Genomic DNA, 25,895 nt, shown 5'->3' on the forward strand with positions numbered 1-25,895 from the left:
TCGTGGGCGGCTTCAGGGGCCAATCAATGCTTTGAGGTGGGCTTCTACGCTGCGTGCGAGGGCGTGCAGCTCGTAGCCGCCCTCGAGACACGACACAATCCGGCCTGCCGCGGAGGTATTGGCGACCCGGCACAGCTCGGAGGTGACCCAGGCGTAATCACTGTCGACGAATGTCAGGCCTGCCATGTCGTCAGCCTGGTGGGCGTCAAAGCCGGCGGAAATCAGCACCAGTTCCGGGGCAAAGTCGGCAAGCCTCGGCAGCCAGTGTTCTTCCACTGCGCAGGCGAAAGCCGCACCGCCGGAGCCCGCCGCAAGCGGCACGTTGACAATATTGTCCGCCGAGGGCGTTGATCCCGAGTGGGGATAGAAGGGGTGCTGGAAGGTAGAACAGAACAGTATCCGGGAGTCATCGGCAACAATATGTTCCGTGCCGTTGCCGTGGTGCACGTCGAAATCGACGATAGCAACACGGGCTAGCCCATAGGCTTCGAGGGCCTCGTAGGCCGCAATAGCCACATTGTTGTAAAGGCAGAAGCCCATGGCGCGATCGCGCTCTGCATGGTGGCCGGGCGGGCGCACGGCGCAGAATACGCGGCGGTGTTCTCCCGTCATCACGAGCGCAACAGCGCTGGCGGCAGCACCGGCTGCACGTTCTGCCGCCAGCAGGCTGTGCGGGTTCATGGCGGTGTCGCCATCCAGCCAGGTCATGCCGGCGGCGGGCGACTGTTCGGCGATAGCGTCGATATAGGCAGGATCGTGGACTCGCAGCAGCTGCTTCCGGGTAACCCGGGGTGCATCGTGACGCACCAGCGCCGCATCGAGACCGCAGCCAATCAGTCGATCATTGATGGCCAGCAGGCGAGCCGGGGATTCCGGGTGGCCCTGCCCCGATTCGTGTAGCAGGCAATCCGTGTGCGTGATGTATCCGATGGTCATGTGGGTATCCAGCTGATTTGTGCCTATGGCACCATTGTCCCGTATCCTGCGCATCGATGCACTTGCGTGCGGGAGCGGGAGAATCATGGCGAGGAAACATTACCTGCACCGGCTGTTCGAGCCAGACAGCGTTGCCGTCGTCGGGGCCTCTGATCGTATTGATGCCGTGGGGGGCAGAGTCCTGCACAACATCCTCGGCGGCGGTTTTTCGGGCGCGGTATATCCGGTCAACTCCCGCCGCACGACGGTCCAGGGTTTGCAGGCCTATCCCCGAATAGGAGCGATCGGCGTTGCACTGGACCTGGTTGTCATTGCCGTGCCCGCGAGCGATGTCCCCGACGTGCTGCTCGATGCGGCCCAGGCTGGCGTCTCGGCGGCGATTGTCCTTTCCGCCGGCTTTGGTGGTCAGGCGACGGATGGCCTGTCGCAGCAGCCGCTGGTCAGGATCGCCCGGGAGCACGGCATCGCGCTGCTCGGCCCGCATACGCTCGGTGTGCTGCGCCCGTCCTGGAACTTCAATGCCAGCTTCGCGCGCAGTGTGGTGGGGCCCGGGCGCGTTGCTCTGTTGTCCCAGTCCGTGGGTTTCTGCAATGCCATGCTCGACTGGGCGGCCTCGAATCACTTTGGAATGTCCCTGCTGGCGTCTCCCGGTGCGGCCGCCGATGTGGATTTCGGCGACCTGCTTGACTATTGCGCGGTGGATGCGTCAACGCGCAGCGTTCTTCTCTATGTAGAGCGCATTGCCGATGCCCGGGCCTTTGTCAGCGGACTGCGGCTTGCTGCGCGGGTGAAGCCTGTTGTCGTGCTCAAGTCGGGCGGTGGAGCCATCAATGATACCGCGATTGACCAGGCACCCATGGCGGATGCTGCGTTTGATGCCGCCGTCAGGCGCGCCGGTGCCGTGCGCGTGAGCAGCGTGCATGAACTGCTAACGGCGGCACGGACCCTGGCTTCGGGTACCAAAGCGGCGGCGGGGCAGCGCGTGGTGATGATCACCAATGCCGCCGGCCCGGGAGCCATGGCCACGAACCGCGCCCGCCACCATGGCCTGCCAATGGCCTGTCCCTCCGCGTCCACCCGCGAGGCGCTAACCGCCGTAATGCCGTCCGGCTGGCAGTGCAGCAATCCGGTCGATTTGCTGGGTGATGCCGCCCCCGCGCGTTTTGCCGAGGCAGCGAAAGCGCTGTTGGGCGATCCCGAGGTGGATACGTTACTGGCGCTGTTGACACCGCAGGGCGTGACCGATCCGCTTGCCTGCGCAGAGGCGCTGGTTGCACAGGCCAACCCCGCGGGCAAGCCGGTAATGGCCTGCTGGATGGGGCAGGATCTGGTGGCAGACAGCCGCGCGCTGCTGTCTGCCGCCTCGATTCCGCAATTTTCAAGTCCCGAGCGGGCGGTGGATGCGCTGGCTTATCTCGCCAGCTACCGGAACAGCCAGAATCTGCTCCTGCAGCTCACGCCACCCCTGTCTCGACATGCCGCTCCCGATCTACCCCGCGCCAGGGCGCTTGTCAGAGATCACATGACCGCTGAAGCATCGCGCTTGCCGGCAGCGGCTGTGGTCGAGTTGTTCGACGCCATGGATGCCCGGGTGGTTCCCTCGCCTGCTGCCATGACGGGCGCGCCGGCGTCTTTTCATCGTCGTATCGCGTTGCTTCTTGCGCGGGCGCCGGCCTTTGGGCCGGTGTTATTCCTCGGCCCTGCCGGCAGTATCCTGCCGCGTCTTGACGGTGTGCAGGCGTCACTGCCCCCGCTTAACGATTACCTGTGTCGGGAGCTGCTAGGGCGCGTGACAAAGCGCTTTGCCATGGAGCCCCTTTTGCCCTCGCAGGAAACCCAACTGATAGATATGCTGATGACGCTGTCGGCGATCGCCTGTGAGATTCCCGAGGTCGAAAGCATCAGCCTGCCGTACCTGCCGCTGGGCGATGCAGCAGTGCCGGAAGCCGAGCGCATAGAGGTTTCCCTAGTCCCCCGGGGCGTCGGCGCTACCGCATCCAGCTATGGCCATATGGCCATACTTCCCTACCCGGGTGAGCTGGAAAACCGGGTGTCACTCCCCGACGGAGAATCCCTGCTGATTCGGCCGATACGCCCGGAAGATGCCGACATGGAGCAGCGTTTCGTGGATGGCTTGTCGGCGCAGAGCCGTTATTACCGTTTCATGTATCGCCTCGATCATCTTTCCACTGCCATGCTTGCGCGCTTCACCCAGATCGACTACGACCGTGAGATGGCCCTGGTGGCCGTTGTCGACAGCGGTTTGCCGGGTGAGCGCATTGTCGGCGTGTCGCGCTATGCCGTGAACTCGGATGCCGTTTCCTGCGAGTTTGCCCTGGCGGTGTCCGACGAGATTCAGGGCCGGGGTATCGGAAGCCAGTTAATGCAAGCGCTATTTCGCATTGCGCGCGATCGCGGCCTCGAGCTCATGGAGGGTGAAGTGCTGGCCCACAATCGCAAGATGCTTGCACTGTGCCGCGGTCTTGGCTTCAGCCTGAAGCGTCGTCTCGACGATCCTGATATTGTCGCGGTTACCCGACCGCTTTAGTGCGTCACGTGGTGAGTCCGTTGTCGCCCGGCCGCATCCGATGGCACGTTGCCTGCGTAGCTAAAGATCGGGAAAAAGATCTGCGAAGGAGTCGGCGGGCATGTCAGCACAAGCTGCGGTCATTATCGGTGCCAGCGGTGGTATTGGTCGGGCATTGGTGGACGCGGTGCAGGATGGCTGCGTGCACGCCGTCAGTCGCAGTGCGGCACCGGACGCTCTGGCGTCGCACGTGCAGTGGCACGTCTGCGCCGATGACGCGGTGCAGCGCGCTGAAACCGTTTCGAGAATCGGCAGAATGCTCAAGGAATCGGATGCCGAACTGCGGCGCGTCATCGTGTGTAGCGGAACACTTCACGGCGAGCATTATCGACCCGAGCGCGCGCTGCGCGAGCTTGATGCCGGCACCATGCAGACCGTGTTTCACGTCAATGCCATGGTGCCGATGTTGTGGCTTGCCGCACTGGAGCCTCTGATGCGGCGCAGCCCGGGGTGCGTTGCGGCTTTCCTGAGTGCTCGCGTGGGCAGTATCGCGGACAATCGCCTGGGTGGCTGGTACAGCTATCGGGGATCCAAGTCTGCCCTCAACATGATGCTCAAATCGGCGGCAATCGAACTTGCCCGACGTGCACCCGCGATCAAGCTTGTCGCGTTCCACCCCGGCACCACCGATACGCCATTGTCGGAACCGTTCCAGGCGCGCGTGCCAGAGGAAAAGCTTTTTACGCCGGCGTACGTGGCTGACAGGCTGCTGACGATCATGGAAAGTGTCAATGCGGATGGTACTCTGTCCTACCTGGACTGGGCCGGGGAGCGCATTGACTGGTGAATGGCGCGACACCCCGGCGCCGGCGTCTGTTCATGGCAGCCGGGGCAGGGTATCTTGCGCAGGGATATCTGCTGTGGAGTCACTGATGGTTTCAGACATCGTAAGGCACGCCGGCTGGCGCGCGATACCGGTTCTTCTTTTTTGCGTCCTTGGGGCCTGTGCGCAATACGACAACAGGCGCGGTGTCGAAGTTACCTGGAAGCCCGCAGCCATCGGGGATCTGCAGCCGGGCAGGACGACCCGCGGCGAGATTCTGGCACGTCTGGGACCGCCGTCGCAGGTTATCGCCCTCGGCGACGAATCCGTGCTGTATTACCTGAATGAACAGGCCGACGGTGAAGCCCTGCTGCTGATTGTGTATAACCGCTTCACGGTGGATACGCGCTACGACCGGGCTATTTTCTTCTTTGACGAGAATGACATTCTCACCGATCACTCCACGTGGATTCGACCGGACGCGGATTAACGCGATGATGCGTGTATCAGCCCTTCTTGCCGTGTTTCTCCTGGTTGGCTGCACGCAGCGCTTTCATCAGTTGGGGCAGCCACTGCCGTCCGTTCAGGCTGAGCCCGCCGCAGGCGCATCGCTGCAGTCGGTGTTGGCCCAGCTGGGTCCGCCGCAGCGCCTGACGCGCAGCGCCTCGGGGTGGGTCATGGGCTGGGAGCACTGGCGTATCTCAGAAAATGCCTTTGGAGCCAGTCTCGGCGTCCTGGGGGTCGATGCGCTGACCTTCGACTGGGGTGACGCCCGGGTCCGCGGCGATTTTCTGCTGGTCAGCTTTGATGACGGGCATGTCGCGACCTCGGTCTCGCGCGCCACCTGGGACAATGCCGTTGGCGGCGGTGCTTCCGTGCAGGCCTTTGTCGGCGTCGCACCGCTGGTGAATGTCGCCGACCTGCTGATCCCCATGCCCCAGCATGGCTGGGGCGCCGCCGCGTTAATGCCATTGCCCACGGCTCTCAATAACGAAAACAGACCGGGCATGGGCAGTAATGGTCTGGAACAGCGCGGTACGCCGACCGGAATCGGGCAGCGGACCCTGGAGATGAGATAGCCGGCGCGTGATGTCCAAATCCATCCGGCCCCGACAATAAGGAGATGACGCATGTTGAACGACACTATCACCGGGCTGGTGAGCCACTGGGCAAAGACGTGTCCAGACAAACTGTGGCTTCGTGATCTTCGTGAAGCGGGCAGCGATGATTACACCTGGTCTGAGGCTTACGCCGAGATTCAGGCCATCGCCGCCATGCTGGAGGACCGCTTCGGGCACGGTGAACGCATGGGCATATTGTCCCGCAACCGGCCGCACTGGTTCATGGCAGATCTCGCGGTTATCGCCTCCGGTAACATCTCGGTAAGCCTGTTTACCACGCTGCCCGCATCCACAGCGGAGTACATACTTGATTTCACGGAGACCCGGGTTCTGTTTGTCGGTGAGACGCATAACTGGGAGGCGGTCAGCAAGGTTCTGCCTGACGGTGTCACTCTGATCACGCTGCCGGGCGTTTCCCTCGATCATCCCCACTTGCGCTGGGAGGACCTGTTGGCGGAGTGGCGGGGCAGGGCGCCGGCCTATGAGTGTGCTGCCGATGACACCATCGCCCTGGTGTTCACCTCCGGCACCACGGGTCTGCCCAAGGGGGTTATCCAGACGCATTCCAGTAATCTTGTGCCGATTCGCCGGTTCATCCAGGCCTTCGGTATACGAGACAATCCACGCTACTTCTCTTATCTGCCCCTTTCACATATCGCCGAGCGCCAGATTGTGGAATTTTCCTCGGTGGTCGTTTGCGGCGAGGTGTCGTTCAACGAGTCACTGGAAACCATCCTTCGGGATCTGCAGCGCACACGCCCGCACATGTTCTTCGGGCCGCCGCGCATCTGGGAGCAGTTCCAGCAGGCGATCATTGGCAAATTCGGTGGCCAGGCAGAGCTCGACAAGGCTCTGGAGGCGGATCGTGAGGGTATTGGCAGGCTGGTGCTGGACACCATGGGGCTGAACGAGGTCGAGTTCTGTCTGGTGGCCGCCGCGCCCACCCCGCCAGCGCTGATTCACTGGTGGGAAAAGTTCGGTCTTACGCTCATGGAGGGGTTTGGTCAGACCGAAGCCATGGGGCTGATTGTCAGCAGTCCCGACCAGCGCCGTATCGGTTCGATCGGCAAGCCGATTGGCGAGGTCCAGTACCGGATAACAGAAGATGGCGAGCTGGCGGTCAAGGCGGAAGGCTGTACGCCCGGCTATTACCGCATGCCGGACAAGACGGCGGAACTGATTCGTGATGGCTGGATCCACACCGGCGACAAGGCCCGTGTGGATGAGGACGGCTTTCTCTACATCACCGGGCGCGTGAAGGATTACTTCAAGACTATCCAGGGCAAGTACGTCGCGCCGCCACCCATCGAGGGGGAGTTTGCGAAGAACCCGCACGCCGAGCAGCAATGTCTTCTGGGGCGCGGTTACTCGAAGACAGTCATGGTCGCGGTGCTTACGCCGGAAGCGCGTCAGCGCTCGCGCGAGGAACTGGAAGCCTCGTTCCTGGCGACGCTGGAAGAGATCAACGCCGCTGTTGAGAGGCACGCGCGCATCGGTGGCGTCATTCTGTCCAGCGAGGCGTGGGATATCGCCAACGAGGTGCTGACACCGACGCTCAAAATACGTCGTGACCGCGTCGAGGAGCTGTTTGGCGATGTGGCGCGCGAGATTGCGTTGCAATCCGCGGAGCAGGGAAAAGTTGTTGTTCACTGGCATGGCCAGGTGAACTGAAGGTTCGACCACTCCCATGGCAGATTGGCCTGCCGTGGGAGCGTTGACGCAGGCTCGATCCGTCGCCCGCCCGAAGGCGTGGCGATGACGGGGTTCAGCCGAGAAATTCGCCGCGCGTACTGGCGTCGGTCTTGAATGCACCACCGAGTGCCGTGGTCCGGGTTGTCGAGTTACTGTCCATGACGCCGCGTGATTTCACGCAATAGTGGACAGCGTTCACGGTCACGGCGACGTCGTCGGTCTCCAGCAGCGTTTGCAGCGCGACGAGGATCTGCTGTGTCAACCGTTCCTGGACCTGGGGGCGCTGGGAGAAAAAGCGCACAATGCGGTTGATCTTTGACAGGCCGATGATCCGGTGCCGCGGTATGTACGCAACCCTGGCGCTCCCGTCGATGGTGACGAAATGATGCTCACAGGTGCTCACCAGATCGATCTTGTCGATGCAGACCATCTCCTCCACCTGCATCTTGTTGTCGATGACCGATATGGACGGGAATTTTGCATAGTCCAACCCGGAAAAGATCTCGTCGACGTACATTTTGGCAATCCGGTGCGGCGTTTCACGGAGACTGTCGTCGCGCAGGTCAAGTCCTAGCACTTGCGCGATTTCCGTGAAGGCATCACGAATCCGGGCGTATTTCTCATCCCGGTCGAGACCGTTGTGAACTAGCGGTGTCTCGAGGCCTTTATCGGTCAGCGCTTTCTGCACCATGGCAGCTTCGGCACTGAGGTTGGTTGTGACGTCCGGGCAGGTAATAGCATGGGCAGTGGTCATGTCGAGTCTCCATCAACGTAAACAGAAATACGCGGACCTTGCCCGCCCAGATTGCCGGGAACATGGTCAAAGTAGCGACAGGTTTGCGCTGCCATGCGATGAGTGCAAGACTATTCACAGCGCAGTTACCCTACCTTTGGAGATTTTCAGTATGTCGACAGACAGGCCAGTACGCCTTGGGCTGATGGGCTTCGGGCAGACGGGACGCCAGCTGTATGATCTGGCATCGCACCGGGACGACATCACCGTCATTGCCATTGCCGATATCGGCAAGCCCCAGATTCTCCACTACCTGCTGCAGTCGGAAGTTGCCAGACCGGCGGAGTATTCCCTGGATGGCAATTATCTGGTGGGTCCCGGCGGTCGCACACGCCTGATGTCCACCGACCAGCCGGCGGAAATGCCCTGGGATGTGTTTGACGTGGATCTCGTGATCGACGCCACCGGGCGCTACCGCAGCGCTGACGAGATGCGTGCCCATCTGGGCAACGGCGCTCCCAGAGTGCTGCTGCGCACGCTCCCCGGGGATGATATCGATCGCATCGTGATACCCGGCGTCAACGAGGAGAGTATTGCCCCGCAGGATCGCATGGTCTCCGCCGGTTCACCGACAACATCGGCACTGTGCCTGCTCCTGCACACGCTGTCGCAGCACTTCGTGATCGAGTGCGGCAGTGCCACCACGGTACATGCGTACACGTCGGACCAGGCGCTGCAGGACTATGCGGGCAGCGATTACCGGCGCAGTCGCTCCGCGGCGCGCAATATCATTCCCAACGGCCATGAGGCCGGCCACTGGCTGGGCCATGTGCTGCCGCTGTTTGCCGGCAAGATAACGACGTCGACACTCAATGTGCCCGTGCAGGAGGGCTGCCTGCTTGACGTGAACCTGGTGTTCGAGGATGCCGCCGTGACCGCCGATGACGTCAACCGGGTCATGACCGAGGCAGCAAAGCGCCTGCCTGAGCAGATGGGCGTGATAGATGATCCGATTGTGTCCTCCGATGTGCTCGGCAGCAGTCTGTCGCTGCTGTTCGACATTCAGGGGACGTTGAAAGCCGGGGAACATTTCGTCAAGACCCTGTCCTGGTATGAAACGCGGGGGCATGCCGCGCGGCTTCTCGACGTTGCCCGACTCTACCATCGACTTGATGCCAGGGAGGTTGCGTAATGAAAAACCTCAAGGTCGCCATCAATGGCTTCGGGCGAATCGGCCGCTCCGTCTTCCGCATACTCGAGGACGTGGAGGGTATCGATGTTGTCGCCATCAATGATCTCTTCGACCACGACGCCCTGCGCTATCTGCTCAATTACGACACTGTCATGGGCCGCTTCAAGGGTGAGCTGGCGTTGCAGGATGACCATATTGTGACTGGCAAGAGCCGTGTCCGTATGCTCAGCGAACGGGATCCCTCGGCGTTGCCCTGGGCTGAACTTGGCGTGGACGCAGTGATCGAGGCCACCGGCGCATTTCGCACGCGGGAGAAGCTGCAGCTGCACATCGACGCCGGTGCCGACCGCGTGGTGCTGACCGTACCGGCAAAGGATGATATCGACTTCATGGTCGTGCTGGGAGTAAACGACGAACAGCTTGAGCCGGCGCACCGGATCATCTCCAACGCGAGCTGTACGACAAACTGTCTGGCGCCGATGGTGCGCGTGCTGAATGACAGTTTCGGCGTCGTCGAGGGTGTCATGAACACGGTGCACGCCTATACCAACGACCAGCGGCTTGCAGATGTCCCGCACTCTGACTGGCGTCGCAGTCGAGCGGCTGCGGAAAACATTATCCCGACCTCTACCGGTGCCGCGAAAGCGGTCGGCAAGGTGTTGCCGGAACTTGCCGGCAAATTGCACGGCATCGCATCCCGGGTACCGGTTTCCGACGGCTCGGTGGTGGATCTGTTTGTGAAGCTGGGGCGCACGGTCAGCGTGGAGGAGGTACATCGGGTCGTGAAAGCCGCATCCGAGAGCGACACCCTGGCGGGCATCCTGCAGTTCAGCGAGCGGCCGCTGGTGTCTTCAGACATTATAGGCAACAGCCACTCCTCGATATTTGACAGTGGTTTTACCGCAGTGACCAACGGCCGGTATCTGCGGGTGCTGAACTGGTACGACAATGAATGGGGTTACAGCTGCCGCGTCTGCGACCTGCTGGAGCGATTCCGACAGTGGTAACCCAGGGGGTGGTACACCTTCTTCCCTACTGTTCGCCAGCGAGCGTGTAATGGTTCACTGGGCGAAAGAAGGCAATGCTCAGGACGAGCCGCTCCGGGGTGATACCTATGCCAGTCTGCGACGCAATGTCAGTATGCTGGGCAGCGTTCTTGGCGAAGTTATCGCCTCTGCCGAGGGTGAGGACTTTCTGGCAGGCGTTGAACGCATCCGACAGCTCTCCCGCAGCTCCCGCGATGGCGACAGTGAAGACCGGGACCGGCTGATTGACGCCCTGCACAGTCTGCCCGAGAAAGACATGCTGTCGGTGGCCCGCGCCTTCAGCCAGTTTCTCAACCTGGCAAATATCGCCGACCAGCAGCACAGCGTGTCGAGGGAGATGGTGCAGCAGTTCTCGCCGTCGAGCATGCTGTCAGGCATGGTGGACGAGCTGCTTGCTGCCGACATCGATCCGACCGGGGTCGCGCAGACGATTGACGCCCTCAATATCGAGTTGGTGCTGACGGCGCATCCCACGGAAATCATGCGTCGAACACTGATCCACAAGCACCGCGAAATCGGTCGTTGCCTGTCTGATCTCGAGCTCTCCGGGCGTACCGATGCCGAGCGCGAGCGACTGCAGCAGCGTGTGCGGGAGCTCGTTGCACAGATCTGGTTCGGAGAGGAGTTCCGGGCTGAGCGACCCACACCGGTGGATGAGGCGAAGTGGGGCTTCGCCGTGGTCGAGGACTCTCTCTGGAATGCGGTGCCGGAATTCCTGCGCCGCCTCGATCGCGCCCGGCAGCGCGCCTGCGGGGAAGGCCTGCCGCTGGATGCGGCACCGGTACGATTTCTTTCCTGGATGGGCGGCGACCGTGACGGCAATCCCAATGTCACGGCCAGCGTGACTGAAGAGGTATTGCTGCTGGCCCGCTGGCAGGCCGCCGACCTCTACCTCCGCGATATCGAGGATCTGATCGAAGAACTGTCTGTCACGCGCTGTGATGCTCACCTTCGCGAGCGCAACCCCGAAGCCCGTGAGCCCTACCGTGCAGAGTTGCGCAAACTTCGCCGGCTGCTGCGGGACACCCTGAGCTACCTCGAGGCGGTGCTCGCCGGCGAGTCGCCTGCAGAGCCTGCGGATGGGGACTGGCTGCACAATGAACAGCAGCTGCGCGAGCCCCTGCTGTTCTGCTATCGCTCACTTGAGGCCTGCGGCATGCAGGCCATAGCGCAGAGTCGTCTTCTGGACAGTTTGCGTCGCGTGGAGTGCTTTGGCGTTCATCTTGTGCGCCTGGACATTCGCCAGGACAGCGCCCGGCACACGGCGGCATTGGCCGAGATTACCCGATACCTCGAGCTCGGGGACTATGCCGCCTGGGATGAGCCGCATCGCCTGGCGTTTCTGGTGTCCGAGCTGCAGGGACGCCGGCCGCTGCTGCCGTGGGGATGGCGGGGGAGTGATGACGCGCAGGAGGTTTTCGATACCTGTCGCGCCATCGCTGCACAGCCGGCCGCGTCGCTGGGTGCCTATGTCATTTCCATGGCCCGCGAGGCGTCTGATGTGCTGGCGGTGCATCTGCTGCTGCGCGAGTTTGGCTGTCGTGTTGCCCTCCCTGTTGCGCCGCTGTTTGAAACCCTGGATGACCTCTCCAACGCCAGCCGTGTTGTGGAGGGTCTGCTGCAGATCCCCTGGTATCGCGAGCACATAGACGGCCGCATGATGGTCATGATCGGCTATTCAGACTCCGCCAAGGATGCCGGCGTTTTTGCCGCTGCCTGGGCGCAGTATCAGGCCCAGGAAGCGCTGCTTTCGGTGTGCCGTACGAATGCCGTGGAGCTGACGCTGTTTCATGGGCGCGGTGGCACGATTGGACGTGGCGGGGCGCCTGCCTATGACGCGCTGCTGTCACAGCCACCCGGGTCGTTGCGCAATGGTCTTCGGGTTACCGAACAGGGCGAGATGATTCGCGCCAAGCTCGGCCTGACCTCGATTGCCGTGCGCACCCTGGCTCTGTACGCCAGCGCCATCTGCCGCACGAACCTGATCAGTCCGCCGCGTCCGAAGCAGGCCTGGCGCGAGGGCATGAACGCCATGGCCGAGAGTTCCTGCGCCGCCTATCGACGGGTAGTGCGCGACAATCCCGATTTTGTCGACTATTTCCGTCACGCGACACCCGAGCAGGAGCTGGCAAGTCTGCCTCTGGGATCGCGGCCGGCGCGGCGTCGGGGAAGCGGAGGAATCGAGAGCCTGCGCGCCATTCCCTGGATATTTGCCTGGTCGCAGAACCGGCTAATGCTTCCCGCCTGGCTGGGGGCGGGGCATGCGCTGCGTGAAGCACTGACGGGCGGGCACGCGCAGACGATTGCGGAAATGGCCCGGGAGTGGCCCTTCTTCGCCACGCGTCTGGCCATGCTGGAAATGGTTTTTGCCAAGGCCGATGCCGGCTTGTCTGCACATTACGACGTCCATCTGGTACCAGACAACCTGCGCGATATCGGCGAGGCGCTGCGCGCGGAAATGGCGGCAGACCGGGATACCGTCATGTCCCTGCTGGGGGTCGATGCCTTGCTGGAAACTCAGGTATGGGCCGCTGAATCGATATCACTGCGCAATGTCTACACAGACCCCCTGAACTATCTTCAGGTCGAGTTGCTCACACGAACCCGGGAAACCGCCGACCCGGTGGCCCAGCGGGCCATGATGGTCACGATAGCGGGTATCGCGGCGGGCATGCGCAATACCGGCTGACAGGAGAATCATCGTGCAAGAATTCAGTAATCAATCGCAGGCCTTCCAGTCGCGTCTGCAGGCCTTCATGGATGAGCACGTCTACCCGAACGAGGCGCTCTACGCCCGGCAGCTGCACGAGGCGACATCGCGCTTTGCGCCCTTGCCGCTGATGGATGAACTGAAATCCCTTGCGCGTGAGGCGGGGCTGTGGAACCTGTTTGTTTCACCGCACCACGCCGGGTACTGCGATCATGGGGGTTTCAGCAATTTCGATTATGCGCCAATGGCGGAAATGATGGGGCGTGTTCTCTGGTCGCCGGAAATCTTCAACTGCAACGCGCCCGACACCGGCAACATGGAAGTGTTGATGAAGTATGGAGATGCGGCGCAGCGGGAGCGCTGGCTGCGCCCACTGCTGTCGGGGGAGATTCGATCGTCTTATGCGATGACGGAACCGCAGGTGGCCTCATCGGATGCCACCAACATCGAACTGCGGATAGAGCAAGAGGGTGATGAATGGGTATTGAACGGACGCAAATGGTTCATCACCAACGCCATGTACGAGCGAACGACAATCTTCATCGTCATGGGCAAGTCGGACCCCGACAACCCCAACCGTCACCTGCAGCAGTCTCAGGTTCTCGTGCCGAAGGACACGCCGGGAGTGACGCTGGTGCGCCCGCTGACGACGCTGGGTTACGACGATGCGCCACTCGGGCACGCCGAGGTGGATTTCAAGGACGTGCGTGTACCCCTGGAAAACATGCTGCTCGGCGCAGGCCGCGGTTTCGAGATTGCCCAGGGGCGCCTCGGTCCCGGGCGTATGCACCACTGCATGCGCCTGATCGGTGCGGCCCAGCGCTCGCTGGAGCTGGCGTGTGCGCGGGTGCAGACGCGGACGACGTTTGGCCGTGCCCTGAGTCAGCACCAGTCGGTTCGCGAGGATATCGCCCGCTGTTTTTCCGAGATCGAGATGGCCCGGCTGCTGGTGCTGAAAACCTGTCAGCGCATGGACGAGGTGGGTCCGCAGGAGGCGCGCGACATGATCGCCGCCAGCAAGACCAGCGTTCCCCTCATGATGCAGACCGTGATTGATCGCTGCATGCAGGTGCACGGCGCCGGCGGCCTGACCGAGGATTACTGCATGGCGGAGGCATTCAACTATGCGCGCTGGTGCCGTCAGGCGGATGGCCCGGATCAGGTGCACCTGATGGCGCTTGGCAAGCAGATCATCAACCGCTTTGCCTGAGGCCCTGGTGGACGACAACCAGGGGCGCGCTGGTGCGGGCCGGGAGTTCTGCTTTACACTAAGCCTGTAATCCGTCACTCAGGCCTTGCGTGGCGAGATCGTCCGGCGCATCGATCACTTGCCGGGTTTCTGATTCTGCCGTGGAGTGAACCACCATGCGACTGTCTGCCCAACGTTTTACCGCGATGCTCTTACTGCTGTTCTGTACCAGTGGCGTTGCGCAGGCCGACAGATACGAGGAGGCCATCCAGTCCTTCGACAGTGCCACAGAAACTGACCGGTTTTTCAGGACCGCTTATGGCTACGCGCTGTTTCCCACCATCGGCAAGGGTGGCATCGGTATTGGCGGCGCCTACGGCAAGGGCCGCGTCTATCGACAGGGCGAGCACGTGGGTGATGTCTCCATGACCCAGCTGACCATGGGCGTGCAGTTCGGGGGGCAGGCCTACAGCCAGATCATCTTCTTCGAGGACGCGCGGGCCTTTGAGATATTCACGTCCGGGAATTTTGAGTTTTCCGCCCAGGCCACGGCGGTGGCCATCACTGCTGGCATCTCTGCTGAAGCCAATACCGGGGGTGGCGTCTCTGCCGGCGCCAGCGGTGGCCGCAATGACGCGACGGCGAGGCACGCGGGTTATCGCAAGGGTATGGCGGTATTCACCATTGCCAGAGGCGGGTTGATGTACGAGGCCACTATCGGGGGACAGAAGTTCAGCTACGAGCCACTGGCCGCGCCCTGACAGCAGCTGCATCCTGTGCCGCCCTGGCCAGCTCAGGCCCGTCCGCGGCGATCAGAATCACCAGCCAGGCTTTCGGTCCCTGTGCGCCATACACCATGTTCAGTGCGATGTCGGCGGTGCTGGAGGGCCCCGAGATGATCTGCAGGCAGCGCGGGCGATAGGCATCGGAATCCGCGGTTCTTGACTGCCAGGCGTCTTCCAGTCGGTCGAACACATCGACAGCGTCCACCAGCACAATGTGATTTTCCGCCAGCAGGCTGTTGCTGACCGGGCTGTCGCGCCCGCTCTCCAGAACAATACTGCCCGTTTCGGCAATCGCCCGGCGGGCATAGCTCACGCTCACCTTGTCACCGCTTTCCACCACGCCGAAACGCGGCAGCAGCCCTGCCTCGCGCCATGGCAGGGCCGCCAGTCGCGCATCCTTGCCGGCCACCACTTTGCGCTGGCCGAATCGCCGGGCGACATAGTCGCCGATACACGCCACGGCACCCGAGCGGTTTTCCACGCCGCGAGCGTCGCCGTGATTATTGAGCACGTTTGCCAGAAACGTCACGTGACGGTCCGTGTGCCGCGCTCTGGCCGCAGGTCCCCTGCCGATTGCCTGCAGCTCATGGGCAATGTCCGCAGGATCAGCGCGTCGGCTGCTGTTCCTGATCCGCGCTTCAATGGCGGATTGCGCCCCGTGATCATCTTCCATGGCGTGACTTTCTGAGGCTGTTGTATTGATGCATGAACGTGTTGGCGGACTCCGGCGCCGGAAAATCCCGCGCCGCGCTCCAGCCCTTTGCGAAGGGCAGCCGCGCAAGGCTGCCGCGCCCGCGTGCCAGCCAGGTCAGGGACCGCACCGCGAGGGCGGTCAGTCTGCGATACAGTCCGGGGGTTGTGAGCAGCCAGGCATGCGCGCGCATGCCCATGCGCCAGCGGCGGGGCGACAATTGCGCGAGAAGCTCCTCGTGGCGCAAATCCCGCAGCAGATCGGGCAGGGCGATATTGGCCGGGCAGACTTCTTCGCAGCGGCCGCATGCAGTGCAGGCGTTGGGCAGGTCATGACTCTCATCGAGCGAGGTCAGCAGCGGGGTCAGTATGGATCCCATGGGCCCGGGATAGACCCAGCCGTAGGCGTGTCCGCCAGCGGCAACATAGACCGGGCAGTGATTGAGGCAGGCGCCGCAGCGCACGCAGTGCAGCATGTCACGGTAATCGCTGGCCAGAATGTCGGTGCGTCGATTGTCGAGCAGTATGATGTGTGTCTCCAGCGGGCCATCTTCCTCGCCGTCACGACGTGGACCGCTGTAGAGCGTGCTGTAACAGGAGATCGGCTGTCCTGTCGCGGACCTCGCCAGCAGGCGCAGCAGATCCGTCGCATCCGCAAAGCGCGGCAGCAGGCGCTCCAGCGTCGTGCACACAATCAGCACCGGCGGCAGGTTGGCACAGAGATCGCCGTTGCCCTCGTTAGTGACCAGTACGGAATAACCGCTATCCGCAATCAAGGCATTCGCGCCGATAATGCCCACATCCGCATCGAGGAAACGCTGCCTGAGAAGCCCACGTGCCTCTGCCACCAGGGCGGCCGCATCTCCCAGTTCGCGGTCGCCGAGATCATGCCTGTCCAGGAACAGCTCACGGATCTCGGCTTCCGGCTTGTGCAGTGCGGGTCCCACGATATGGCTGGGGGTTTCCCCGGCCTCCTGCAGGATATACTCGCCAAGATCGGTCTCGGTAACCTGGTAGCCCTCGGCTATGAGGTGATCGTTGAGCGCCGTCTCCTCGGTCACCATCGACTTGCCCTTGACGACCTGCCGGGCCTCATGGCGCTGGCAGATATCGGAAACCAGGCGGTTGAGCTCGTCGCCATCCCGGGCGAAGTGCACCTCGTTGCCGTTCTGCGTTGCCTGCTTCACATAACTGTCAAGGTAATGATCCAGGTGGTCCAGGGTGTGTGTCCGCACCTCACTCACATGGGCGCGGAGCGCGTCAAAATCACCGAAGGAGGCAACGCCGCTATCGCGAAGCTGTGGCATCAGCGTCCCCAGGCGCTGGCGATTCATCGATCGCTCTGGCTGCAGCATGGCGTCATGGGCGTTCTGCAGGAATGTGGCGCTGGTCTGTTTCACTGCCTGCCGGCCCCGTTCGCCGGGCCCGCCCCGATGCCCTGCCCGGACCTATGGTCATGGATCAACTCGACCACGTGGCGGAACTCGAGATCGATGCCCTCCCGCGAGGCGCGTCCGGCGAGGCTGAGGAGACAGCCGAGATCACCACCAACCAGCATGTCCGCACCCGAGTCGATCGTGTCGCGCAGCTTTTCAGACGCCATGGTGGCAGAAATTTCCGGCATCTTCGCGCAGAAGGTCCCGCCGAAGCCGCAGCAGACGTCGCGTTTCTCGAGCTCCAGAGCCTGCACCCCCGCGCGCTCGCGCAGCAATGCCCGGGGCTGCTCACGGATGTTGAGTTCGCGCAGACCCGCGCAGCTGTCGTGGTAGGCGACCTTACGGTTCGTCAATGCCGTGTCAGGAGTTCGATCACCGGCAGGAAGGGGCATCACGTCGGTCAGAAAGGCGGTGATTTCGAAGGTCCGGCTAGCAAGCGCCTGGGCGCGCTCTTTCCACTCCCCCTCAAGCAGGCGCGGATAGTGCTTCACGATCATCCCGGCGCAGGATCCGGAAGGTGCCACCACGTAATCGGCGCTTTCGAACATGGCGATGACGCGCCTGGCGACATCACCGGCGCCCCGGTAATCCCCGCTGTTGTAGCCCGGCTGTCCACAGCAGGTCTGCGCTCTGGGTACGCTGACCCTGCAGCCGGCGGCCTTGAGCAGGGCCAGACTGGCGAATGCCACGGATGGCCGGAAAACATCGGCCAGGCAGGTCACGAAGAGGGCCACTTTCGGTCGCCGCGATCGGCCTTTACGGATGTGCGGTGCGGGAGACAAAACAGGCGTTATCCTTGCCAGCTGAATGGCGCTGCGCGGCAGTATAGCGCAGCAGACCCCGCTTAGCAGTCCCCGCTCATACTGCTGTCGGCAGTGTCAGCCACAGCGAGACGATTAGCAGCCCGACAGGGATTGCCAGGGCGGGCAGAAGCAAGGGGTGACGGGACCGCACAAGCCGTTCGAGGACGCTGGCGGCATGCCCGGGCACGTCGTCCTGCAGAGGATGACTCCACAAACTCGCGCGCTCTTGCCGCCGAGGCATCTTGATGCCGGGAATTCCCGGCAGGTGCGTGCAGACAATGACGCCGCCACGAAAGACAAAGGGGCCAAAGGTGTGGAAGGTGCCGGCAGCGCCTGTCTGGTAGATACCGCGGTGATCGACCAGGGCGACATGGTCGCCGTCTATACCGATCTGGGGGGCGGGGAGAGCGAGGTAGTGTCTGGCGCCGAGACTGAAAAGAAGCGCCGGCAGGCACAGGGCGGCCAGCGCCGTCACCCCGGCTGCGATTGCCAGGCAGAACGTGAGAGCAAGGGAAAGGCACGCGAGAGACCACTTGCGCCTCGCTGCAGCGCGATCTGCATCTGGCGGCAGCCAGCGAAACCGCGGCAGCCTGGGCTCCAGCAGGAAGTCGGGTGCCGCAGGCGGGGTCTTGCTGGCGCTCCGCCGATGGAAGTTCATCCAGGTAAGCAATCCGCCGCACAGCGTGAGCACCAGGAGCACGAGCAGGCCCACGGCGTATCCGAACTGCCTCCGCGAAGCATCCGCTCGGGTGCTCGCTGCCAGGTTGGTGAGCGATTCTGACACTAGCGGCGCCTCCAGCCTGCCTGCCGGGCTGACACGCTCCACCTTCAGGCGATCGGGCGCGAAGATCAGCAGTCGATCGCGCCAGGTCGTCACACGCGCGGATGCGGGCAGGGATGGCAGCGCTATTACGGCCTCAGGTGCCCAGTCTTCATTGAAGCGATAGAGGTCCGTGCCTGTGCCGTCGGTCAGCAGAGCCCAGTTGCCGTTCGCGGTCAGCGCAAAATCCAGCACCCGGTTCTGGTTGCGGGCTATCGCCTTGGGATGCAGCAGGAGTATTTCGTCCAGCTGCTGCCCGAAGGCGGCAGCGTCCGGGCGGTAGACGCCAATCCCGGGGCCTTCGCTGTTGTTGATCAGCAGCAGACCGCGATGATTGATCACTCGCAGTGGAGTATTGTTCGCCGGTAGTGGACTGCGCTGATCGATCGTGCCGCTGGCAAGCCGCAGCAGTTCCGGCGCATCGTTTATCGCGAAAAGCGTGGCGGTCAGTCGGCTGGAGGCGAGGGACTCGACGGTTACGGGCGCGGCGGTGAGCGCCTCGCACGCGGGTGCGTCAGCGTCAGTCTCCATCGGGCACTCCCATGGGCGCCAATCGTCAGCCGCATCACCCATGGCGCTCGCGCTCAGGATCGGTGTGTTCCCGCGAATCGAGAGAAGGGCACGTATTGCCTGAAAGCCAAGATCAGCGGCGCTGTACGTTGTGATGCTGCTCCCCGCCCGATCGTGCACCAGCAGGCTGTCGCCGGCAAGCATGTAGAGCGTGCCGTCCATTGCCGAGACCAGGTTTTCCGGTCCTGTGACGGGCGCAGCCGGAGACCACAGGAAAAGCCGGGTCAGCAGTGCGACCATAAGGGCGGTGCCCGCCAGTGCCGTGCCGACCGCCGTTGCGAGAAAGCGCAGCTGCAGGCTCGCCGCATCGGCATTGTCTGCTGATGGCATATCACTGCGGATCTGGAACCGGTTTGGCGGCGGGGCGGATTCGAGCGGGTTGCACTCAGGTTCAGGGTCTGGCTCTGGGGCTGGCTCTGGTTCAGGTTCAGGTTCAGGTTCTGGCTCTGGCTCTGGCTGTGCCAGCAGGTGGCATTCCAGCCCGCCGGCTACCAGTCGCTCGCAAAGCTCTTGTGCCTCCGCTTCCGGCAGCGCGCGTCGCAATGTCACGGCGCCGTTGCCGAAAAACGACTCTACCGCCGCCGGGTCTGCCAGTCGGAAAAAGGCGGTGAGCCTCAGGCGTGCCTGCCGGGTATCGGTCCCGGGCAGAAGATTCCCCGTGAAAACCAGGTCAAACCCGGGGTCGGATGATGTCAACGCAGTCGACTCCCGGGCTGGCATGACGCGATTCAGTGAATACCGCGCATCATCTTTCGCAGGACAGGCGATGCCGCCAGCAATACCGCACCCACGCTGACACCGGTCCACAGCAGGCTGCTGAACAGATCGGTATACAGTCCCAGCGCGACGCCGACGTCAGCGATCTCCCCGGTGGGTGTCTCCACGACCGCCAGCTTTGCCAGCTGCGCCGCCACGTGCTGCGAGTAGGCGGTGGCGAGAAACCAGGCGCCCATCATCAGACCCGCGATGCTCGGCACCGCCAGCTTGGTTACGGCAGACAGACCCACCGGCGACAGACACAGTTCGCCGCTGGTATGCAGCAGGTAGGCAAGCACCATCCAGTAACCGGAGACCAGTCTCGCCTGGTCGGGGTTGGCGGCACCCAGCACCAGTGCACCGAAGCCGAGTCCAGCCTGGGCGATGCCAAACGCAAACTTGACCGGCGTCGAGGGCTCCAGTCCACGGCGTCCCAGCGCCGTCCACAGCCAGGCGAAAAGCGGCGCCAGCAGAAAGATAAAGAAGGCGTTGAGCGAGCCGAACTGCGCCGCGGTGAGCTGGACGCCGAAGATATTGCGGTCCATGACCCGGTCGGCGTACAGCGTCATGGAGCCTGCACTCTGCTCGAACAGCGACCAGAACAGCACGCTGGACATGGTAAGGATGACCAGTACGATCATGCGGCTGCGCTCCGTGGCATCGCACTTGACCGCGATGAACCAGACCAGACCGCACAGCACAGAGATGGCAAGGACATTCAGCAAGGTGCCGACCGCGCCCTGGAACTGAAGCATCTGCCACGCGGCTAGCACTGCCAGCAGCGCTGCGGCGTAAATGGTGGTTTCCTTGTTCAACCCCAGCGGTGAGCGCTCACGCAGAACCGCGGGCCGGGCAGGCTCTGCGTGCCCCTGCAAATGCCGCTGGCCACGCAGGAAGGTTGCGAGGCCGACGAGCATGCCAATACCGGCGGCACCGAAACCGTAGCGCCAGCCCAAGGTCTCACCCAGATAGCCGCAAAGCAGCGTGGCGGTAAACGCGCCGAGATTGATGCCCATGTAGAAGATGGTGAAGCCGGCGTCACGGCGCGGATCATCAATCGCGTAGAGTTTTCCGACGATGGTGGAGATGCTGGGCTTGAGAAAGCCTACGCCTATCACAATCAGGCCGAGGGAAAAATAGAACACCTGCAGCGCGCCGCTGTCGCGGATTACCGTATCGCCCATGCGTCTGGCCTGCTCACCCTCGACCGCCATGCCGAGGTGGCCTAGGACCAGCAGCAGGCCGCCGAAGACCACGGCCTTGCGCATGCCCAGGTAGCGGTCAGCGATGAGTCCACCGAGCACGGGCGTGGCGAACACCAGGGCGGCGTAGCCACCGAGGACCTCAAGGCCGTTGCTGTCGCTGAACAGATGGTACTTCGTGAGGTAAAGAAGCAGGAGGTACTTCATGCCATAAAACGAAAACCGCTCCCAGAGCTCCGTGGCGAAACACACGAACAGCCCCGTGGGGTGACCGAAAAATCCGGTGTCCAGGGCGCGATCGGAGTCGTTGGCGGTCGTTGCGGGCATGCGCGGTTTTCCTCGGATTGACGATGGCTCAGGCGGCGATGCCCTGTCGGTCAGCACCGTCGAGGTGCGCCCGGATGGCGGCGGGGTCGTGCAGCCGCTTGATGGACTCGAACAGGACGGCACCCTGTGGATAATAGCTTCGCAGATATACCAGCCACTGCTTCAGCGGGTTTCCCGCATAGCGGGCATCGTAGCCCTGCAGCGTCAGCTCGAAAAAATGTCGTAACAACGGGCGCACGTCAGACCAGGCCATCGGCGCCAGCGGATCGCCGCGGTCGACACTGCGCACCAGCCGCGGCAGGTCCGGCCGGCACAGCGCGCCGCGTCCCAGCATGAGGTCGCTGCTGCCGCTGGCTTCCCGGCAGCGAACAGCATCATCCGGACTCCAGATCTCTCCGTTCGCCACCAGCGGCAGTTCGGTGCAGGCCCGCGCGCGTTCGATCTCTCCCCAGTAGGCGGGGGGGCGGTAGCCATCCCGGCGGGTACGTGCGTGAATCACGATTTCGCTGGCGCCGGCATCGCTGATGGCCGAAATGACCTCGGTAAAGGTGCTCCGGTCGTCGAATCCCAGCCGCACCTTGACCGTCAGCGGGGTCGCCGCCGGCAGCGCACGACGCACGGCAGCGGTAATGGCGTGAACGCGCCCGGGCTCGCGCAGCAAGATGGCGCCGCCATCCGAACGGTTCACGGTTTTTGCCGGGCAGCCGAAGTTCAGGTCAATGCCCGGTGCGCCCAGCTCTGCGCCTCGCGCGGCGTTTTCCGCAAGCACCTGCGGCTCTCCGCCGAGAAGCTGCAGGAACACCGGTGTGCCGTGCCGGGTAACGCCGCCCTGCTGCAGTTCCGGACAGATACGATGGAATACCCGCGGTGGCAGAAGCTGCCCACTCACACGCAGAAACTCCGTGACGCAGCGATCAATGCCCCCGAGACCGGTGAGCATCTCGCGCATGGTGTGATCGATGACGCCCTCCATCGGGGCCAGTAGAATGCGCATGGCAGTGGGCGCTGTAGCGGTGAATGTGGGGAGAGTGTAACCCAGCTCGCATGGCATCAGAATGCCTGCTGCTTTATGATGCAGCTGCCAGTTGCCAGAGGGACTTCCATGTCACCCACACTGTTTGAGCAGGGCGTCGAGATCATGTTTTTCGGCATGGGAACGGTCATCGCCTTCCTGACGCTACTCGTGATCGCGATGGGCCTGATGTCACGGCTCCTGGCACATTTCTATCCCGCAGTGAACCCGCCGGCGCCGTCAGCCGCCGCGCCAGCTTCGGGGCAGCTGGAGGCGGACGAACTGCTAGTGGTGATCACCGCGGCCGTGCACCGGCATCGACAGCAGTCCGGGCAAACGCAGCACAAGGAAACAGCTCATGGATAACAGCACGCAGCCCCTGGGCATTACTGATGTGGTTCTGCGCGACGGGCACCAGTCGCTTCTGGCAACGCGCATGCGCCTGGACGACATGCTGCCGATCGCCGCCGCGCTTGACGATGTCGGTTTCTGGTCCCTGGAATCATGGGGTGGCGCCACCTTCGACGCCTGCATCCGCTATCTCGGGGAAGATCCCTGGGACCGCATCCGCGAACTCAAGAAGGCCATGCCGAAGACGCCGCAGCAGATGCTGTTCCGCGGCCAGAACATCCTCGGTTATCGTCACTATGCCGATGATGTGGTGCGCCGTTTTGTCGAGCGGGCGGCGGAAAACGGCGTCGATGTGTTCCGCGTGTTTGACGCCATGAACGATATGCGCAATCTCGAGATTGCCCTGCGAGCCGTGAAAGAGACCGGCAGGCATGCCCAGGGCACGCTGTCCTATACCCTCAGTCCGGTGCACGATATCGAGACCTGGGTGGATATGGGCCGCCGGATCGAAGATACCGGTGCCGACTCCATCGCAATCAAGGATATGGCAGGGCTGCTGCGTCCCTACACGGGTTATGAACTGGTGCGCCGCCTCAAGGAAGCCTGTTCCATTCCCATCCACATGCAGTGTCACGCCACCACCGGGCTCTCTACGGCGACCATTCTCAAGTGTGTCGAGGCCGGTATCGATAACGTCGATACGTCGATCTCCTCCATGTCCATGACCTACGGCCACTCGCCGACGGAGTCCGTCGTGGCCATTCTCGAGGGCACCGATCGCGCAACCGGCCTGGATATCGACAAGCTGGCGGAGATAGCCGCCTATTTCCGCGATGTCCGTCTCAAGTATGCGCGGTTCGAGGGCGCGCTGCGCGGCGTGGACTCGCGCATTCTGGTTGCCCAGGTGCCAGGCGGCATGCTGACCAATATGGAGAATCAGCTGCGGGAGCAGGGCGCCTCCGACAGGATGGATGAGGTGCTGAAGGAGATTCCCCGCGTACGCGAGGACCTCGGCTTCATACCGCTGGTGACGCCCACGTCGCAGATTGTTGGCACTCAGGCAGTGCTCAACGTGCTCACCGGGGAGCGCTACAAATCCATCTCCCGCGAGACAGCGGCAGTACTCAAGGGCGAGTACGGCGCAACGCCGGCGCCGGTCAATCAGGAGCTGCAGGCGCGGGTACTCGAGGGTGCCGAACCCATCACCTGCCGTCCCGCCGAACGGCTTGAGCCTGAAATGGATGCCCTCAGTGACGAGCTGGAGAGTCTCGCGCAGGAGCAGGGCATCTCACTTGCCGACGGTGAGCGTCGGGTCGACGACGTGCTGACCTATGCCCTGTTTCCACAGATCGGCCTGAAGTTTCTCGCCAACCGCGGCAATCCCGATGCCTTTGAGCCGGCCCCCGGCAGCGAGGCCAAGGCCGGCGGCGAAGCGGCCGCAGCGCCGGCGGCGGTCAGCGCGCCCGCAGAGACACCCCCGGCGCCGGGGGAAAACGCCGCCGCCGTCTATACGATCACGGTGAACGGCAAGGCCTACACGGTCGAGGTGGCCGAGGGTGGCGATATCGAGCGTGTCGCGCCTGCCGAATCGACGGAGCCAGCGGCCAAGGCCGCTGCGCAGACGTCGGATGCGGCGCCGGGCGGGCCGGTCGAACCGGTGAAGGCACCCCTCGCGGGCAATATCTTCAAAGTGGAAGTCGCGGTAGGAGACACTGTCAATGCCGGACAGGTGCTGATCATTCTCGAGGCCATGAAGATGGAGACGGAAATCCGTGCTACCCGGGACGGTCGCGTTGCCGGTATAGAGGTTAGCGCCGGAGATGCGGTCACCGTGGGCTCAACGCTGCTGACGCTGGAAAATCGTCAGTGACGCGATTGCACGAACTGTGGTCAGCCTCGGGGCTGGCGCAGATGGATGCTGGCGCCCTCCTGATGATTGGCGTGGGTCTGCTGCTGCTGTTTCTGGCCATCCGCAAGAACTTCGAGCCACTGCTGCTGGTGCCTATCGGCTTTGGCGGCATTCTGGCCAATATTCCGGGCGCGGGACTGGCCTATTCCGCCGCCGAGAATGCGCTGAACGCGGCCGATCCGGCCCTGCTGCCCGAATTCGCCGCGATGCTGGCGCTGCCGGCGGACGCCGGCGTGGAGACGCTGCGGGAGGGTCTTGCCGATGCCAGCGCTGCGCTGAGCACCGGCCTGCACCGGCTTGCGGAAGACGCCGGCTACGCCGATGGCATGCTCTATACCTTTTATCGCGTGTCGATTGCCAGTGGCATCGCTCCCCTGGTGATCTTCATGGGCGTGGGTGCCATGACGGATTTCGGACCCCTGCTGGCCAACCCGAGAACGCTTTTCCTGGGCGCTGCCGCGCAGTTCGGAATTTTCGCCACGGTGCTCGGGGCAGTGGGTCTGACCCAGCTTGGCCTCACTGACTTCACGCTGGCAGACGCCGCGGCGATCGGCATTATTGGCGGCGCGGACGGTCCGACCGCCATTTATGTCTCCAGCGTGCTTGCCCCCGATCTGCTCGGCCCGATCGCGGTTGCCGCCTATTCCTACATGGCCCTGGTACCGCTGATACAGCCGCCGATCATGCGACTTTTGACCAGCGAGGCGGAGCGGGGCATCGTCATGACCCAGCTGCGTGAGGTCGGTCAGCGCGAGAAGATCATCTTTCCGCTGGTGCTTCTGGTGCTGGTGGCGCTGCTTCTGCCCGGCGCCGCGCCACTGCTGGGTATGTTCTGCTTCGGCAACCTGATGCGCGAATGCGGGGTCGTCGAGCGCCTCAGCGCGGCGGCCCAGAATGCCCTGATCAACATCACCACAATTTTTCTGGGGCTGTCGGTGGGCTCAAAGCTGGTCGCCGAGCAGTTCCTTGCCACCAGTACACTGGGCATACTGGCGCTGGGGATTGTCGCCTTTTCCATCGGCACAGCCGCGGGCGTGATTCTGGCGAAACTCATGAATCGCTTCGGCTCCACCCCGATCAACCCCTTGATCGGGTCCGCCGGTGTCTCAGCCGTGCCGATGGCCGCGCGCGTGAGCAACCGGCTGGGTCTGGAGGCAAATCCGCACAATTTTCTTCTCATGCACGCCATGGGGCCTAACGTCGCGGGCGTGGTAGGGTCTGCGGTTGCCGCCGGCGTGATGATAACGCTGCTCGGCTGACTGCTG

At 63.0% G+C, this 25,895-nt stretch carries 21 protein-coding genes; 13 read left to right on the forward strand and 8 right to left on the reverse strand.

The annotated features are described in order from the left end of the window. Window positions 1-12: 12 nt before the first annotated feature. Window positions 13-936: a histone deacetylase family protein gene (locus EV688_RS02380; protein WP_117314419.1), complete on the reverse strand. Its 924-nt coding sequence runs from the start codon at window positions 934-936 to the stop codon at window positions 13-15. A gap of 85 nt (window positions 937-1,021) precedes the next feature. On the opposite strand from EV688_RS02380, the gene EV688_RS02385 reads away from it, so the two are divergent. The 5 genes from EV688_RS02385 to EV688_RS02405 all read left to right on the forward strand — a co-directional run bounded on the left by EV688_RS02385 (window position 1,022) and on the right by EV688_RS02405 (window position 7,078). Continuing rightward, on the forward strand, window positions 1,022-3,484 hold the full coding sequence (locus EV688_RS02385) for a bifunctional acetate--CoA ligase family protein/GNAT family N-acetyltransferase (protein WP_162883757.1): 2,463 nt from the start codon (window positions 1,022-1,024) through the stop codon (window positions 3,482-3,484). 100 nt (window positions 3,485-3,584) lie between these two features. Continuing rightward, entirely contained in the window at window positions 3,585-4,310 is a 726-nt protein-coding gene (locus tag EV688_RS02390; protein ID WP_117314421.1) for an SDR family NAD(P)-dependent oxidoreductase, read from the forward strand. Between the two features lie 85 nt (window positions 4,311-4,395). After that, on the forward strand, window positions 4,396-4,776 hold the full coding sequence (locus tag EV688_RS02395; protein WP_240624178.1) for a hypothetical protein: 381 nt from the start codon (window positions 4,396-4,398) through the stop codon (window positions 4,774-4,776). A 4-nt stretch (window positions 4,777-4,780) separates the two neighbouring features. Further along, complete coding sequence (locus EV688_RS02400; RefSeq protein ID WP_117314423.1) at window positions 4,781-5,365, forward strand: hypothetical protein; 585 nt, start codon at window positions 4,781-4,783, stop codon at window positions 5,363-5,365. A gap of 51 nt (window positions 5,366-5,416) precedes the next feature. Further along, on the forward strand, window positions 5,417-7,078 hold the full coding sequence (locus EV688_RS02405) for an AMP-binding protein (RefSeq protein ID WP_117314425.1): 1,662 nt from the start codon (window positions 5,417-5,419) through the stop codon (window positions 7,076-7,078). A 94-nt stretch (window positions 7,079-7,172) separates the two neighbouring features. On the opposite strand, the gene folE is transcribed toward EV688_RS02405, so the two are convergent. Then, window positions 7,173-7,853 (reverse strand): GTP cyclohydrolase I FolE, encoded by a 681-nt coding sequence (gene folE / locus EV688_RS02410; protein ID WP_117314427.1) that lies wholly within the window; start codon window positions 7,851-7,853, stop codon window positions 7,173-7,175. 151 nt (window positions 7,854-8,004) lie between these two features. On the opposite strand from folE, the gene EV688_RS02415 reads away from it, so the two are divergent. The 5 genes from EV688_RS02415 (at window position 8,005) to EV688_RS02435 (ending at window position 14,730) form a co-directional block, all read left to right on the forward strand. Further along, window positions 8,005-9,024: a type I glyceraldehyde-3-phosphate dehydrogenase gene (locus tag EV688_RS02415; RefSeq protein WP_117314429.1), complete on the forward strand. Its 1,020-nt coding sequence runs from the start codon at window positions 8,005-8,007 to the stop codon at window positions 9,022-9,024. Further along, complete coding sequence (gene gap, locus EV688_RS02420; protein ID WP_117314431.1) at window positions 9,024-10,031, forward strand: type I glyceraldehyde-3-phosphate dehydrogenase; 1,008 nt, start codon at window positions 9,024-9,026, stop codon at window positions 10,029-10,031. Before EV688_RS02415 ends, gap begins: the two co-directional genes overlap by 1 nt. 49 nt (window positions 10,032-10,080) lie before the next feature. After that, window positions 10,081-12,759, forward strand: coding sequence for a phosphoenolpyruvate carboxylase (gene ppc, locus EV688_RS02425; protein ID WP_117314433.1), 2,679 nt, complete (start codon window positions 10,081-10,083; stop codon window positions 12,757-12,759). A 13-nt stretch (window positions 12,760-12,772) separates the two neighbouring features. Then, the gene (locus EV688_RS02430; RefSeq protein ID WP_117314435.1) at window positions 12,773-13,990 is read left to right on the forward strand and encodes an acyl-CoA dehydrogenase family protein; all 1,218 of its coding nucleotides are present in this window, start codon (window positions 12,773-12,775) and stop codon (window positions 13,988-13,990) included. Window positions 13,991-14,145: 155 nt separating this feature from the next. Next, window positions 14,146-14,730, forward strand: coding sequence for a lipid-binding SYLF domain-containing protein (locus EV688_RS02435; RefSeq protein ID WP_117314437.1), 585 nt, complete (start codon window positions 14,146-14,148; stop codon window positions 14,728-14,730). Here EV688_RS02435 and EV688_RS02440 read toward each other — a convergent pair. The 6 genes from EV688_RS02440 to EV688_RS02470 all read right to left on the reverse strand — a co-directional run bounded on the left by EV688_RS02440 (window position 14,702) and on the right by EV688_RS02470 (window position 22,352). Beyond that, entirely contained in the window at window positions 14,702-15,427 is a 726-nt protein-coding gene (locus EV688_RS02440) for a LutC/YkgG family protein (RefSeq protein ID WP_117314439.1), read from the reverse strand. The genes EV688_RS02435 and EV688_RS02440 overlap by 29 nt on opposite strands. Continuing rightward, window positions 15,417-16,844 carry a lactate utilization protein B gene (locus tag EV688_RS02445; protein ID WP_117314441.1) on the reverse strand — a complete coding sequence of 476 codons (1,428 nt, stop codon included), beginning with the start codon at window positions 16,842-16,844 and terminating at the stop codon, window positions 15,417-15,419. The genes EV688_RS02440 and EV688_RS02445 overlap by 11 nt, the downstream gene beginning before the upstream one ends. Then, window positions 16,841-17,614, reverse strand: a complete 774-nt coding sequence (locus tag EV688_RS02450) for a (Fe-S)-binding protein (RefSeq protein WP_240624179.1) — start codon at window positions 17,612-17,614, stop codon at window positions 16,841-16,843. Before EV688_RS02450 ends, EV688_RS02445 begins: the two co-directional genes overlap by 4 nt. A 124-nt stretch (window positions 17,615-17,738) precedes the next feature. Further along, window positions 17,739-19,769: a hypothetical protein gene (locus EV688_RS02455; protein WP_205686449.1), complete on the reverse strand. Its 2,031-nt coding sequence runs from the start codon at window positions 19,767-19,769 to the stop codon at window positions 17,739-17,741. A 32-nt stretch (window positions 19,770-19,801) separates the two neighbouring features. Beyond that, entirely contained in the window at window positions 19,802-21,358 is a 1,557-nt protein-coding gene (locus EV688_RS02465) for a peptide MFS transporter (RefSeq protein ID WP_117314444.1), read from the reverse strand. 28 nt (window positions 21,359-21,386) lie between these two features. Then, window positions 21,387-22,352: a tRNA dihydrouridine synthase gene (locus EV688_RS02470; protein WP_117314445.1), complete on the reverse strand. Its 966-nt coding sequence runs from the start codon at window positions 22,350-22,352 to the stop codon at window positions 21,387-21,389. A gap of 108 nt (window positions 22,353-22,460) precedes the next feature. On the opposite strand from EV688_RS02470, the gene EV688_RS02475 reads away from it, so the two are divergent. The 3 genes from EV688_RS02475 to EV688_RS02485 are packed head-to-tail and all read left to right on the forward strand — an operon-like array spanning window position 22,461 to window position 25,889. Then, the gene (locus EV688_RS02475) at window positions 22,461-22,736 is read left to right on the forward strand and encodes an OadG family protein (protein WP_117314446.1); all 276 of its coding nucleotides are present in this window, start codon (window positions 22,461-22,463) and stop codon (window positions 22,734-22,736) included. After that, entirely contained in the window at window positions 22,729-24,591 is a 1,863-nt protein-coding gene (gene oadA, locus EV688_RS02480) for a sodium-extruding oxaloacetate decarboxylase subunit alpha (protein WP_117314448.1), read from the forward strand. The genes EV688_RS02475 and oadA overlap by 8 nt, the downstream gene beginning before the upstream one ends. A 41-nt stretch (window positions 24,592-24,632) precedes the next feature. Then, entirely contained in the window at window positions 24,633-25,889 is a 1,257-nt protein-coding gene (locus tag EV688_RS02485; RefSeq protein WP_420867040.1) for a sodium ion-translocating decarboxylase subunit beta, read from the forward strand. The last annotated feature ends 6 nt before the right edge of the window (window positions 25,890-25,895 follow it).

The organism is Chromatocurvus halotolerans, from assembly GCF_004340525.1.
GTDB lineage: Bacteria > Pseudomonadota > Gammaproteobacteria > Pseudomonadales > Halieaceae > Chromatocurvus > Chromatocurvus halotolerans.

Bases quoted from the DNA above. Each gene is read 5' to 3' on its own strand.
- EV688_RS02380 (WP_117314419.1), bottom strand. From the start codon at position 936: ATGACCATCGGATACATCACGCACACGGATTGCCTGCTACACGAATCG.
- EV688_RS02385 (WP_162883757.1), top strand. From the start codon at position 1,022: ATGGCGAGGAAACATTACCTGCACCGGCTGTTCGAGCCAGACAGCGTT.
- EV688_RS02390 (WP_117314421.1), top strand. From the start codon at position 3,585: ATGTCAGCACAAGCTGCGGTCATTATCGGTGCCAGCGGTGGTATTGGT.
- EV688_RS02395 (WP_240624178.1), top strand. From the start codon at position 4,396: ATGGTTTCAGACATCGTAAGGCACGCCGGCTGGCGCGCGATACCGGTT.
- EV688_RS02400 (WP_117314423.1), top strand. From the start codon at position 4,781: ATGATGCGTGTATCAGCCCTTCTTGCCGTGTTTCTCCTGGTTGGCTGC.
- EV688_RS02405 (WP_117314425.1), top strand. From the start codon at position 5,417: ATGTTGAACGACACTATCACCGGGCTGGTGAGCCACTGGGCAAAGACG.
- folE (WP_117314427.1), bottom strand. From the start codon at position 7,853: ATGACCACTGCCCATGCTATTACCTGCCCGGACGTCACAACCAACCTC.
- EV688_RS02415 (WP_117314429.1), top strand. From the start codon at position 8,005: ATGTCGACAGACAGGCCAGTACGCCTTGGGCTGATGGGCTTCGGGCAG.
- gap (WP_117314431.1), top strand. From the start codon at position 9,024: ATGAAAAACCTCAAGGTCGCCATCAATGGCTTCGGGCGAATCGGCCGC.
- ppc (WP_117314433.1), top strand. From the start codon at position 10,081: ATGGTTCACTGGGCGAAAGAAGGCAATGCTCAGGACGAGCCGCTCCGG.
- EV688_RS02435 (WP_117314437.1), top strand. From the start codon at position 14,146: ATGCGACTGTCTGCCCAACGTTTTACCGCGATGCTCTTACTGCTGTTC.
- EV688_RS02440 (WP_117314439.1), bottom strand. From the start codon at position 15,427: ATGGAAGATGATCACGGGGCGCAATCCGCCATTGAAGCGCGGATCAGG.
- EV688_RS02465 (WP_117314444.1), bottom strand. From the start codon at position 21,358: ATGCCCGCAACGACCGCCAACGACTCCGATCGCGCCCTGGACACCGGA.
- EV688_RS02470 (WP_117314445.1), bottom strand. From the start codon at position 22,352: ATGCGCATTCTACTGGCCCCGATGGAGGGCGTCATCGATCACACCATG.
- EV688_RS02475 (WP_117314446.1), top strand. From the start codon at position 22,461: ATGTCACCCACACTGTTTGAGCAGGGCGTCGAGATCATGTTTTTCGGC.
- oadA (WP_117314448.1), top strand. From the start codon at position 22,729: ATGGATAACAGCACGCAGCCCCTGGGCATTACTGATGTGGTTCTGCGC.
- EV688_RS02485 (WP_420867040.1), top strand. From the start codon at position 24,633: ATGGATGCTGGCGCCCTCCTGATGATTGGCGTGGGTCTGCTGCTGCTG.